Source organism: Cryobacterium algoricola (assembly GCF_004402485.1).
Lineage (GTDB): Bacteria > Actinomycetota > Actinomycetes > Actinomycetales > Microbacteriaceae > Cryobacterium > Cryobacterium algoricola.
Window position 1 is genome coordinate 1 of sequence record NZ_SOFG01000022.1, and the last position, 12615, is coordinate 12615.

Consider the following 12615-nt stretch of genomic DNA (forward strand, 5'->3'; position numbering starts at 1 on the left):
CGATCCGCGCAGCGCGAGCAGCCCGCCGACCGCGCGCGCCAGCGAGGCCGGCAGCCGCGGCACTGCGCGAACCCGGCGCGCCCACGCGTCACGCGCGAGCGCCCCGACCGACGGCATCGGCCGGGGAAAACCCGGGTTCGCCGCACCGGCTCCCTCTCGCGAAAGCGGGTGAGCCGTCGGTCTGGGCGTCCCAGACCGACGATTCACCCGCTTTCGCGGAGGGGATTCCTCCGGACGGTCGACGAGGTGCGACATCACGGCGAGGCCGCCCATGCCGTCCGCAAGCACGTGGTGGAACACGATGATGAGCGCGGCGCGGTCGTCCGATGAGGTGCCGGCCGCACCCGCACCGACGCCGGTCAGGAGCACCGCGGTCCAGAGCGGACGGGAGCGCGGCAGCCGCGCACCGAGCAGCCCGGCGGCGACGTCGAAGACCGCCGCCTCACCCCCGGGCGCCGGGCACACTCGCGAGGACAAATGGTTCGCCACGTCGAACGCGGGGTCGTCGACCCAGGCCGGCCGGCCGCATCCGACCGGCACGTCGACGAGGCGTTGCCGCAGCCGCGGCACCCGGCGGATGCGGTCGGCCAGCACGCCGAGGGCCGCCTCGGTGTCGAGGCCCGTACGACTGTCGAGGAAGAGCACCGCGCCGACCTGCATGGGTGAGGACCCGCGCTCGGTGGCGAGCGACATCAGGTCGTCCACGCTGACCCGATCGATGGGCGGATTCTCGGTTGGGGCCACGTCCCGACGCTATACCCGTCCGGCGGAACGGTGACGCCGCCGGGAGGCCTCTTAGCGGATGGGCTGGTCACCCTCGGCGACAAGGGCACCCGACGAGCACTCGACTGTGCCACCGTCGTCCCGACGCGCCGCGAATAACCGGGTCCCGGCGGTGACTGACCACCAGCGCGCCGGCTGACCGATGGAGCCACCACTGTTGACACTGCCGGTTTCGACGTTGCTCCGCGACGTCTGGCCATCGCGCACGACGGTGTACCACCCGATCTGGGCGAAGCAGGCGTCGAAGACGATCCGGTTCAGGATCTCGGCCGACGGAATCGGATCCGGAAGTGTGATGAAGGCCGTCACCAGTTCCGCACCGCCGGTGTCGCACGGCACGATATACGAATGCAGGGCGACCTCGGCGACACCCCCGGGGTTCCTGGCGACACAGTCACCGACCGACACGTTGATCTGTTGTCCGGTGCTCGTAAGCGCCGTGAACCCGAGGATCAGAGGCCTGGGCATCGGGCCGAGCGCTTGGGCACCTGACCCTTCGGCGACGGTCGGAGCCTGGACCTTCGACTCGGGCTCCTGGATCGCGGGCGGCGCTTCCGCGGACGGGATCGCCGCCGAGGGCACCGACTCACCGACGAGGGACGGATCGGCGGCTGCCCCGGCGGAAGGAGGCCCGGGCGTGCCGGTCGACGCGATGGCGTTCGGTCGCGGACTCGCCATCGTCACGGCGGCAACCCCTCCGGCCACTACGACCAGGGCCACGGCTGACGCGAGCAGTGCGGTCGAACGGCGACGCCGTAGAATCCGATGGTAGGAAGCGAATGGATCGACCTCTCGTCTGACGCCCACGCCCGCCATGTTCCCCCACCGCTCGACGCTTGCCCACCCGGAATCCCCGACGGCCGCGATCGTAGCAGCGTGTCGTGAACGGTGGGGTCGTTATCCCCGCGAACCTCGAACCCTCGCGCCCTGTCCCGAATTCAGGAGTCGGGACATCCGCCCCCTCAGCATTCCGCAGACCAGTGCGACGGATGCCGCCCGAACCCTTCTCCTGCGCCCTCAACTCCTGAATTCGGCACAGGGGAACCGCCCCCTAGGCTGGCGGGATGGCCGACTCCAGCTCCAGCCCAGCGCACGACGCCAGCCCGCCGGCGCCGGCGGCACCACCGGCATCCGGAATGGTCGCCTCCCTCGGCCGGCGCCTGGAACGCCTCGACCACTGGGCGGACGCGACCGGCATCGGTCGCAAGCGGCTGATCCTCCGCGCGGTGTGCGTGCTCCTCACCCTGGCCGGGCTGGTCATGCTGTTCGGCAAGGACCTGACCCCGCCCGACACCCTCGACGACTACCTGCACCCGGCGAAGACCTCGGCGGACGAGTTCCTGATCCGCAACCTGGCGGTCGACTACACGCTCGACGCCGACGCGCAGGGCTACTCGCGGGCGACCGTGCTCGAGACCGTCGACGGAATCTTCGGCTCCGACTCCACGGCCACCGGCATCACCCGCTACCTGGTCGCCGAGAGCCGCGGCCATACCGTGCACACCACGGTGACCTCGGTGACGGATGCCGGGGGCACCGCCGTTCCGTTCACGGTCACCCGCAGCGGCGACACCTGGAAGATCTCCACGGACACCGGCGCCCGACTCGTCGGCGACCACCGGTTCCTGATCCGTTACGTGCAGACCGAGCTGACCGATCATGTCCAGGACGCCCAGAACACCGCGTTCGAGGACAGCCTGAACTGGAGCGTGACCGGCGAGCGCTGGTTGCAGGGCATGGGCGGGGTCGACGTGACCGTGCGCATGGACAAGGCCCTCGCGGGGCATATGACCGGAGAACCGAGCTGGGGCGTCGCCTGGGCGATCCTGGGCAGCACCGCCTCGTTCGACCGGGTCGCCGACGACGATCCCCTCGCCCAGCCCGGGCAGGCGGTCTTCCACAACCGGGTGTTGTCCACGCTGCCGCCGTTCGGCACGGTCTGGGTCGAGTTCCACTTCGCCGACGGCACCTTCGTCCCCTCCGACCGCTCGCTGCTCGAGTGGATGCGCCTGCTCGCGCCGTTCCTGCCGATCCTGGTGGGCGTCGTGCTGCTCCTGCTCGGACTCCTCGCCCGGGCCACGGTGTGGCGGAATGCCTCCGGTCGCGGCATCGTCATCGCCGAGAGCACACCCCAGGCGGGCGTCGATCTCCTGCTCGCCTCGCACATCCTGGGCCGCAGCCGCCGGGCCATTGTGGCCTCCCTGCTCGACCTCGCCGTGCGCGGTAACGTGCGACTGCTGCGGGTGAGCCCCGTGACCGACGGCAGGGTCGGCGGCAGGGCCGGCGGCGGCGGCAACGGCGCGAACTCCCCCGCCGGCCGGCACTGGTACGAGTTCGAATACGTGAATGATACAGCCCTGACCGACGGCGACAAGGGCCTGCTCAACGCCGTCTTCGGCGACGCCCGCATCATCAGCACGAAGAGACGTCCCGCCAAACGCTCGATGCGCCCCGTCCGCCTCGAGGCGCGCGGCGGCCTGTTGCGACCGGCGTTCCGGCAGCTGAGCCTGAGCGGATGGCGCCGGTCCCTCGCCGAGGGCTACCGGCGGGTGCCGACCGGTTTCGTCAGGGACCTGCTGACCTGGGGTGTCATCGCCACGACCGCCCTCCAATGGGGTCTCTCCCGCCAACTCGCCTACGACGGCATCGAATCGCAGGCCTGGTTGCTGTTCTGGGTGAGCGTGGCGAGCGCCGCCGTCACGTTCAGCGCCTTCACGCTCGCCGTGACCCGCTACCCGCTGACCCGGAAGGGCGCCCTCGCCCGGGAGCACCTGCTCGGCCTGCGGGAGTACATCCGGGTCGCCGAGCAGCTCCGGATCGACTTCCTCCAGAGCCCCTCCGGCGCGCTGTACACCCAGCGTCGGGCATCCGTCGAGGTCGCCGACCTCAACGATCCACTGCTCGCCTACGCCATCCTGTTCGGCCTGGAGCGTGGCTGGCGACGCGAGCTCGACCTCGCCTCGGCCGGCGAACTGCCCCGTGGCTGGTGGCTGCCCAGGGATCTCGCCCGCACTCCCTGACCCGGCGGGAGGACCGTGGGAGAAAATCCCGGCACTCGGCGTGACGAATTCGCCCGGGCACCGTCCTAACAGTGACGGATGTCGCACCCTTGTGGCCGCCGAGCCGCGCGGGACAGAGTCCCCGCGCCCAACCCGGAGGATCCGCCATGACGAGCACCGACCTGACCACCCCCAACGCGCGCGGTACCGACGCGCCCGGTACGTTCCTGCGCGGCACCGATGCCGACGCGGCGACCCGGACCGGCCTCGCCGCGGTCGTCTACAACCCGATCAAGGTCGACCTTCCTGCGCTCCAGGCCGCCGTCGCGACCGAAGAATCCGCCGCCGGCTGGCCGGAGACCCTCTGGTTCGAGACCTCGGAGGACGACCCGGGGCAGGGCGCGGCCCGGCAGGCGATCGAGGCGGGCGCATCCGTCATCATCGTCGCGGGCGGCGACGGTACCGTACGCGCGGTCGCCGAGGTCGTGCACGGCACCGATCGCGCGCTCGTCCTGCTGCCTTCGGGCACCGGGAACCTGCTCGCCCGCAACCTGAAGCTCACCCTCGGCGATCCCGGCGCCTCGGTCCGCTCGGCGTTCACCGGGATCGACCGTTCCATCGACGTGGGCATGATCGACATCCGGCGCGCCGACGGCACGGTCGACCGGCACGCGTACCTGGTGATGGCCGGTCTCGGCCTCGACGCCAAGATGCTCGCCAACACCGACTCCGAGCTGAAGGCGAAGGTCGGCTGGCTGGCCTACGCGAAGGCCCTCGTCGCCGTCGGCCAGGACCGGAACGACCTGCACTTCCGGTACAGCCTCGACAAGCAGCCCGCGCAGTCCATGCGCGCACACACCGTGATGATCGGCAACTGCGGCCTGCTTCCGGCCGAGATCGTGCTGCTCCCCGACGCGGCCGTCGACGACGGGCACTTCGACATCGTCGTGCTCAAGCCGACGGGGGTGCTCGGCTGGGTGCAGATCCTCGCCAAGGTGATCTGGGAGAACGGGGTGCTCAGCCGCACCCCGCTCGGGCGGCGGCTGAAGACGAAGGACGTCGACGCCCTCAACTACGCGACCGGAACCGAACTCGTCCTGCGCCTTCACCGGCCGGAGGAGATCGAACTCGACGGCGACGAATTCGGCTCGGCGGTCGCCTTCAAGACCTGGATCTCTCCGGGCGGCCTCACCGTGCGCGTGCCCGCCCCGGCTGCCCCGCCCGCGTAGCCGGCCCGGCCGACGACGCGGCTACGCCCGGTTCGTGACCGCTTCAACCGAGACCGGGGCGCCGGTGAAGCGCACCCGCATGTTGTCGCCGGGCGCGGGGTGCACCCGTACGCCGTGCTGCACCGTCACCTCGGCGCCGTCGGCGAACCGCACCCGGGTGCGGCGCAGCGACCCGTGGAAGCTGGATGCGGTGACGAGGCCGCCCACCCCGTCCACCCCGTCCGCGGCGAGTTCGAGGTCCTCGGGCCGCACCGCGACGAGGACGGGACCGTCCGCCTGCGACGGGTCGAGCAGGGGCAGTCGGGTTCCGTACAGTTCCGCGAACCCGTTGAGCACGACCCCGGTCAGCTGGTTGCTCAGGCCGACGAAATCGGCGATGAACGGCGACGCCGGCCGGGAGTAGAGGTCTTCGGGCGTGCCGACCTGCTCGATCCGGCCGTCGCGCATGACCGCGACCCGGTCGGCGATCGCGAGCGCCTCGTCCTGGTCGTGCGTCACGAACAGGGTCGTGATGCCCAGCTCGGTCTGGATGCGTCGGATCTCCTCGCGCAGGGTCACCCGCACCTTGGCGTCGAGGGCGGAGAGCGGCTCGTCGAGAAGGAGCACCCGCGGTTCGGTGACCAGAGCACGGGCGAGCGCGACGCGCTGCTGCTGACCGCCGGACAGCTGGTGGGCGAACCGGTCGGAGTGGTCGTCGAGCCCGACGAGGGCGAGGGCGTCCCTGGCTCGGCGACGGCGAGCCGCGGCGGCGACTCCACGCATCCGCAGCCCGAATTCGACGTTCTCGCCCGCACTCAGGTGCGGGAACAACGAGTACGCCTGGAACACCATGCCCATGTCGCGCCGGCTCGTGGGGAGGGTGGACACGTCGACTCCGTCGACCAGGATGATGCCGGCATCCGTCGATTCGAGGCCGGCGAGCGCGCGCAGCGCCGTGGTCTTGCCGCTGCCGCTCGGGCCGAGGAGCGCCACGAACTCGCCGGCGTGCAGGGTGAGATCGAATCCGTCGAGGGCTCGATGTCCCCCGAAATTCTTGGTGACCCCGGAGAATTCGACGACGGCTCCGTGCAGCTTCGGCGGTGCGCTCGGCGACACGTCTGTCGCGGTCGAGGTGTTGTTCGTGGTGCGGGTCATGGCCGGCCTCCGATGGGGCGGTGTCGTGGCGAGCGGGTGCGTTCGGCGCCCAGTCGGCCGATGAGCAGGAGCAGCAGGAACGCGAGGATCAGCGACAGCAGGGACAGGATCACGGCCGTGTACGGGTCGGCCTTGCTGACCACGACGAGCGCGGTCTGCAGGTTCACCCGGCTGAGCAGCGACGCGATGGTGAATTCGCCGAGCACGACCGCGACCGCGATGAACGCGCCGGCCAGGAGGCCGCGACGCAGGTTGGGCAGGAGCACCCGGAGCAGCACGCTCCCCCACCCGGCCCCGAGCGTGCGGGCCGCCTCGCTCAGCGTGCGCACGTCGACGGCGTCGAGGTTGGCCTGGATCGCCCGGTAGGCGTACGGCAGCACGATGATGCCGTAGGCGAGAGACAGGGTCCAGACTCCGCTGCCGGCGATCCGGGAGAGCACCGAGTAGACCGGCCCCAATCCGACGACGAGCACGATCGCCGGGATGCTGATCGGCAGGATGCAGACGAACTCCAGCACGCGGCGCAGCCGGGGAAAGCGGATGTGCACCAGCAGCATCGCAGGCACGAGCAGCAGGAGCACGATCAGCACCGTTCCCACGGCCAGGCCGACCGAATTGCCGACGGCGACGAGCACCTGCCGGTACGGTCCGGTGAGGCCGCCCTGGAACAGCGCGATCCAGCGGGAGAAGTCGTGACCGCCGGCCAGCCCCTTGCGCAGGGTGAACTCGACCATGGCCACGAACGGAATGGCGAAGAGGAGGCCGATCGCACCCAGGATCAGGGCGCGGACGACGCGCGAGGGAGCGTGCGCGACACCGTCCCGCACGATCGGGCCGGTCACCGCTGCCACCGGGCGGCCCTCGATTGCAGGGCCGAATAACCGGCCATCACGACCACCATCACCGCGACCATCCCGAGTGCGAGCGCACCGGCCAGGTTCTCCCGGCCGAGCACGGTCTCACTGGTCAGCGCCGACCGGATCTGCAGGGGCACGATCTGGGAGCCCTGGCTCGTGAGGGCCGCAGCGGTCGCATACGACGAGAACGCGTTTGCGAACAGCAGCAGCAGGCTGCCGAGGAAGGAGGGCGCGAGCACCGGGCCGGCAATCCGCAGCCAGTAGGAGACGGTACTCCCGCCCAGGCTGGCATTGGCCTCGGCCCAGGTCGGTTTGAGCGCCTGAAGAGCGGGCATGAACGTGATGATCATCAGCGGAACCTGAAAATAGAGGTAGGGCAGCACCAGCCCGGGCAGCTCGTAGAGCCAGACACCGCCCGAGAAGATGTCCACGCCGAAGGTGTCGCGCAGAATGAGCGTGACCATGCCCTGGATGCCGATGGTCGCGATGAACGCGAAGGCCAGCATCACGCCGCCGAACTGGGCGAGGACTCCGCTGAGCGAATCGACCACCGTGCGGAGGGCACCGTCCGGCCGTGCGCCGAGCAGCCCGTAACAGGCGATCGCGCCGAGCACAGCGCCGAGCACGGCGGTCAGGGCGGACAGCCACAGGGAATTGCCGAACGCGGTGAGCACCACCGGGTTACCGAGCGCCGCGATCGTCGCTAGGGTGAACCTGCCGGACTTGTCGAAGAATCCGGTCCCGACGGCGATCAGGGTCGGCAGGGCGAGGAAGAGAAGCACGTAGACCGCGAACGGCAGCAGCCCGAAGGCCGCTGCCGTCGTGCGGGTGCTACTGGACAGCGGCGGCCCAGGTCGAGCCGAGCAGGGTGGCCGCGGCCGCGCTCTGCTCTTTGGACGGGACCACGGTCGCCGTGGGGGCCTTCGGAAGGGCGCTCAGCAGCGCCGCGTCGATCGTGCCCGCGGTCGTCATCGCTTCGGCGCGCGCGGGGCGTGCACCACCGGCGAGCCACAGGTTCTGCCCCTCGTCACTGTAGAGGAACTCCTGCCACAGCCGGGCGGCGGCCGGGTGCGGGGCGTCCTTACTCACGGCCTGGTTGTAGTACCCGGCGTATCCGGTGCCCGGGAACACGACGACCTTCCAGTTGCGCTGACCGGCGAGCTTCTTGCCGTAACCGACATTGAGGTAGTCCCAGTCGAAGACGACGGGGGTCTCGCCGGACGCGATCGTGGCCGGCGTCGGGTCGATCTTGACGAAGTTGCCTGCGGCGTTGAGCTTCGTGAAGAAGTCGATCCCGGGCTGGAAGTTGTCGACGGTGCCGCCGTTCTGCACGGTCGCCATGCCGACGGCGGCGAACGCTGCCCCGGCCTGGGTCGGGTCGCCGTTGATGGCGACCTTGCCCTTATATGCTGCGCCGAGCAGGTCGCTCAGCTGCGTCGGCGCCGGGACGGCGTCGGGGTCATAGCCGACGGCGAGGTATCCGCCGTAGTCGCCGGTGTAGAGCCCGGTGGCTTCCTTGAGGGCGTCGGGGATGTCGGCCCAGGTGGCCACCTTGTACGGGGCGAACCGGTCGGTGCTCGACAGGGCGACGGCCAGGCCCAGGTCGAAGACGTCCGGCGCGGTGTCCTGGCCCTTGAGGGTGTCTGCCGCCTGGATTTCCTCGGCGCTCGAGCCGTCCGGCGAGGCTTCGTTGATCGTGATCTCGGGGTACTTCTTCGAGAACGCGTCGAGCACCGCGCCGTAGTTCGCCCAGTCCCGCGGGAGGGCGATGACATTGAGGTTGCCTTCCGCCTTGGCCGCGCTCTCGAGAGCGGGCAGGTCGCCGAACGCGCTCAGGCTCGTGGCTGTTGCGGCGTCGGTGGTGGTGGTTCCGCTCGCGGCCGTGCCGGAGCATCCGGTGAGGCCGATCGCAATCACGGCCGTTGCCGCCAGGGATGTGATCAGGGTGCGTGGGGTGATCAATTTTCCTCCGTCGGACCAGCAGCGAGTGGCCGCACACGCATCGGCGCGCGCAGTTCGTTGCCGCGGTGCTGGTCACCGAGAGACTAAAAGACGCTCTTGACGGGACAGCGGTGCCCGCCTGAACAGCTCGTGAATGCTCGGTGTCACCGTTCCCTCCCGAGGGAATGGCTCCCGCGCCTACCCCCGCGAGCGCGCGAACACGGTGCGCAGCGAGACGCGCTTCGTGTATTCGACCGAGCCGTAGCGGAACAGTTGCACGGCGAGCCGGAGCACGATTCCGCCGAGGATGAAGAGCTCAGCGATGACGATGCCGGACTCCAGCGGGCTGAGCGAGCCGAGCCCATTCCGGAGCATGGCCGTCACCGGCGCGGAATACGGGAAGAACGTGAAGAGCTGCACGATCAGCGCGTGCGGGTCCGACACCACGAGCGACACCGCATAGAGGGGCACGAACACGAGCGCCATCACGATTCCGAAGACCTGGCTGGCCTCCTTGGCGGTGGGCATGATCGCCCCGGCCGCGACGAGGGTGCCCATGAACAGCGTGAACCCACCGATGAGGAGCAGCGCGCCGACGACCATCTGGCCGGGGTTGACGATGAGCTGGGAGAAGTCCACGTCGGGCAGGCTCAGCGAGGTACGGAAGAACAGATAGCCGAACAGCACGGGCAGGATGAACACGAGCATCTGCACGATCCCGATGATGAACAGGGAAATGATCTTGCCCATGATCAGGGTTGTCGGGTTCAGGGTGGTCAGGATCATCTCCGTCACCCGGTTCTCCTTCTCCTCGAGCGTGCTCGTGAGCATCTGGTTGCCCAGCATCACGATCACGACGTAGAAGATCAGCAGGAAGAGCAGGGGCGCGATGGCCCCGAGGATCCCGCCGGAGACCGCGCCGTCCTTGTACGTGACCGCGTCGACCTGGAAGGAGCCGCGCGCCAGCCCGGTCAGGGTGGGGTCGCCGATCTTCTCCTGCGCGCTGGCGACCATCAGCTGGGTGGCCACCGAGGAGTACTTGCCGTTGTCGAAGATGCCGAGGTCGGCGCCGTAGGCCGTGGTGGCCTCCTTCGTCGGCTGGGCCGGATAGGAGAAATAGGCCGCCGATTGTCCCGATTTCACGTCGGCGATCGCCTGGTCGGGGTCTGTGGCGAGGGTGCCGCCGAATGCGGTGGCAATGGCCGGGTCGATGTAACCGGATGCGTCGCTGTAGGTGAACCGGAGGGTCGCGTCCTTTTGCGAGTCCACTTTGCTGTCCGTGGCGGTGTTGGACAGCACGATGAGCGCGATCACGATGCCGATCACCACCGGGACGAGCAGGGTTGTGAGCCAGAACTGCTTCTTCTTGAGCGTGCGGGTGACTTCGAACGAGACGACCGTGCCGAGATTGTGCCGAGCCATGGTCTACTCCCCTGCCGTTCCGGTGCGTTCGCCGGCAGTGGCGCCGGGGTTCTGATCGCCATAAACGGCCACGAAGATGTCATCGAGCGAAGGACGACCGGCGGTGAACTCGCGAACGGTCACCCCGGCATCCATCAGTTCGCGCAGGATGACGGCCTCGTCGATCGGACCCGTCACGGTGAGTTCGGCGTAGCTGCTCTCCCGGAGGGTGACCGTGAAGTGCGGTGACTCGGGGATGTCGCCGGTGTACCGGATTCGGACCACGGTTCCGCCGTACTGCTCCTGCACGTCCTCGACCGTGCCGTAGGCCTCCACCGTGCCGTTCTTCAGGAGCACGATCCGGTCGCAGAGCCGTTCGACCTCCTCCATCTGGTGGGTCACCATGAGCACGGTCGCTCCGGCCCGCTTCTGGTCTTCGATGATGTCCATCAGCAGTTTCCGGTTGACTGGGTCGAACCCCTTGGTGGGCTCGTCGAGGATCAGCAGCTCCGGGTCGTTCATGATGGTGACGCCGAGCTGCACCTTCTGCTGCTGGCCGCCCGACAGCTTGTCGAGCCGCAGCTTTGCCTTGTCGCCGAGGGCGACCCGTTCGAGATACTGCAGCGACCAGGCGTGCGCGGCCGAACGGCTGAGCCCTTTCAGGCGGCCGAAGTAGGTCATCACGTCGATGACGGATTCCTTCTTGTAGAGGCCGCGCTCCTCGGGCAGGTAGCCGAGCGTGCCGCCATCTTCGGGGCTGAACGGCTTCCCGTTGATGTGCAGCAGGCCGGCGGTCGGCTGGTAGATCCCGAGCAGGGCACGGATGGTGGTGGTCTTGCCGGATCCGTTGGAGCCCAGGAACCCGAAGGTCTCACCCCGGTTAATGTCGAAGGACAGGTCCCGGATCACGGTCGTGCGGCCGAAGTCCATCCGGAAGTTGCTGATGTGTACGAGCGGCTCGCTGTCTTGCCGCGGGTCCTTCCGCGGAACAACCTGCTGATCGGGCTTATCGAGTGAACTGAGCAGTGAAGACGCCATGCTGAAAAATCCCCCAATTTCGTTACCACGACGCTACACCGGAGGGGCTGCGCGACGCACGCCGCGCGCCGCCGTTCCGACACCCCGTCACTCAGTCAGGCCGCCCGGTTCCGCTGATATTCGGCCAGAACCGGGGGGATGCCGACCGTCAGCATCTTCCGGCGGACGCTGCCGAGCAGCCGGGACATCGCAAACCCGGCCAACCCGGTGAACCCGGTGTGTTCCACGGTGAAGCGGGTACCGCCGGGCATCGGCTCGAGCCGGTATCGCACCTGGGTGACCGTGTCGGCGTCCTTGTCCCCCTTCCACGTGTAGTGCAGCAGGCGTGGGGCGTCGACCTCGACCACCTCGCAGTAGACGACACCGGCCCAGCCGATCGTGGGTTTGCCCACGAGCTGAAATTGCGTTCCCGGGATGGCGACGAACCCGTCCGGTCGGCCGCCCTGGCCGGTGGTGGTCCACTGGGCGACATAGTCCGGGTCCGTCACCACTGTCCAGACATCCTCGATCGGGTATGGGTACTCGCGAGCGACGCTGTAGTGACTCATTGTGTTCCTCCCTCGGTGACACTGAACGGACAGACTACCTGCCGGTAGGTAGCCTACCCTACCGTGCGGTAGGCTGGCACGATGAGTACCACGACATCCTCGCCCGAGCGGCGTTCCGGGCCGGAAACGCGTGCCGCGATCCAGCAGGTGGCGACCGACCTCTTCACGACGCAGGGGTACGAGGTGACGACGATGCGGGAGATCGCCGGCGTGCTCGGCATCAAAAAGGCGTCCCTGTACTACCACTTCGCCGGCAAGGAGGACCTCCTCCGCTCGCTTTTCGAACAGCGAGGAGACGAGGCACAAGACCTCCTGGAATGGATCGCCGGCCAGCCTCAGGACCCCGCCCTCATCGAGACGGCCGTGTTGCGCTGGGTCGATTCGTTCAGCGGCGACAAGCTCCGCGGCATCCGGTTCATGTCAGCGAATCCGCTCCTGGCACGCTCGACCACCGCGTCGGCCGGCGAGCGCATCGGGTCCACGCTGATCGCGATTGTCGACGCCCTGGCGCCGCTGCTCCCGAACCACACCCCCATCGCGGAACTTCAGCTTCGGATGGCCCTCCTGAGCATCAACGCGGCCGTGAACGCGGCCGCCGGCACGGATTTCAGCGATGATGAGATCATTGCCGCCGCGCGCCAGCACGCCGTGACGGTCCTCGCCGCCCAGCTGCCCTGACGAGGGA

The 12615-nt window shown here is 68.9% G+C and carries 12 protein-coding genes; 3 read left to right on the top strand and 9 right to left on the bottom strand.

Annotation, left to right across the window (positions count from 1 at the left end):
• Together E3O44_RS15555 and E3O44_RS15560 are read right to left on the bottom strand one after the other, a co-directional pair.
• Positions 1–744, bottom strand: a 744-nt coding sequence (locus tag E3O44_RS15555) for a wax ester/triacylglycerol synthase domain-containing protein (protein WP_241976372.1), incomplete at its 3' end; no start/stop codon positions are given.
• A 51-nt stretch (positions 745–795) separates the two neighbouring features.
• On the bottom strand, positions 796–1503 hold the full coding sequence (locus tag E3O44_RS15560) for a hypothetical protein (protein ID WP_134535695.1): 708 nt from the start codon (positions 1501–1503) through the stop codon (positions 796–798).
• Positions 1504–1847: 344 nt separating this feature from the next.
• Here E3O44_RS15560 and E3O44_RS15565 point away from each other — a divergent pair, with 344 nt between their 5' ends.
• Both E3O44_RS15565 and E3O44_RS15570 read left to right on the top strand, forming a co-directional pair.
• On the top strand, positions 1848–3803 hold the full coding sequence (locus E3O44_RS15565; RefSeq protein ID WP_134535696.1) for a DUF2207 family protein: 1956 nt from the start codon (positions 1848–1850) through the stop codon (positions 3801–3803).
• 146 nt (positions 3804–3949) lie between these two features.
• On the top strand, positions 3950–5011 hold the full coding sequence (locus E3O44_RS15570) for a diacylglycerol/lipid kinase family protein (RefSeq protein WP_134535697.1): 1062 nt from the start codon (positions 3950–3952) through the stop codon (positions 5009–5011).
• A gap of 21 nt (positions 5012–5032) precedes the next feature.
• Here the strand turns inward: E3O44_RS15570 and E3O44_RS15575 are convergent, their stop codons facing one another.
• From E3O44_RS15575 to E3O44_RS15605, 7 genes are all read right to left on the bottom strand, one after another.
• Complete coding sequence (locus tag E3O44_RS15575) at positions 5033–6145, bottom strand: ABC transporter ATP-binding protein (RefSeq protein ID WP_134535698.1); 1113 nt, start codon at positions 6143–6145, stop codon at positions 5033–5035.
• Positions 6142–6996, bottom strand: a complete 855-nt coding sequence (locus E3O44_RS15580) for an ABC transporter permease (protein WP_241976373.1) — start codon at positions 6994–6996, stop codon at positions 6142–6144. The genes E3O44_RS15575 and E3O44_RS15580 overlap by 4 nt, the downstream gene beginning before the upstream one ends.
• Positions 6984–7844, bottom strand: coding sequence for an ABC transporter permease (locus E3O44_RS15585; protein WP_134535699.1), 861 nt, complete (start codon positions 7842–7844; stop codon positions 6984–6986). Before E3O44_RS15585 ends, E3O44_RS15580 begins: the two co-directional genes overlap by 13 nt.
• Complete coding sequence (locus E3O44_RS15590; RefSeq protein ID WP_134535700.1) at positions 7834–8964, bottom strand: ABC transporter substrate-binding protein; 1131 nt, start codon at positions 8962–8964, stop codon at positions 7834–7836. The genes E3O44_RS15585 and E3O44_RS15590 overlap by 11 nt, the downstream gene beginning before the upstream one ends.
• Positions 8965–9141: 177 nt before the next feature.
• A complete protein-coding gene (locus E3O44_RS15595; protein ID WP_134535701.1) occupies positions 9142–10365 on the bottom strand; it encodes an ABC transporter permease in 1224 nt (407 codons plus the stop codon).
• A gap of 3 nt (positions 10366–10368) precedes the next feature.
• A complete protein-coding gene (locus tag E3O44_RS15600; RefSeq protein ID WP_134535775.1) occupies positions 10369–11274 on the bottom strand; it encodes an ABC transporter ATP-binding protein in 906 nt (301 codons plus the stop codon).
• Between the two features lie 203 nt (positions 11275–11477).
• On the bottom strand, positions 11478–11930 hold the full coding sequence (locus E3O44_RS15605; protein ID WP_134535702.1) for an SRPBCC family protein: 453 nt from the start codon (positions 11928–11930) through the stop codon (positions 11478–11480).
• An 81-nt stretch (positions 11931–12011) separates the two neighbouring features.
• On the opposite strand from E3O44_RS15605, the gene E3O44_RS15610 reads away from it, so the two are divergent.
• A complete protein-coding gene (locus tag E3O44_RS15610; RefSeq protein ID WP_134535703.1) occupies positions 12012–12608 on the top strand; it encodes a TetR/AcrR family transcriptional regulator in 597 nt (198 codons plus the stop codon).
• Positions 12609–12615 lie beyond the last annotated feature (7 nt).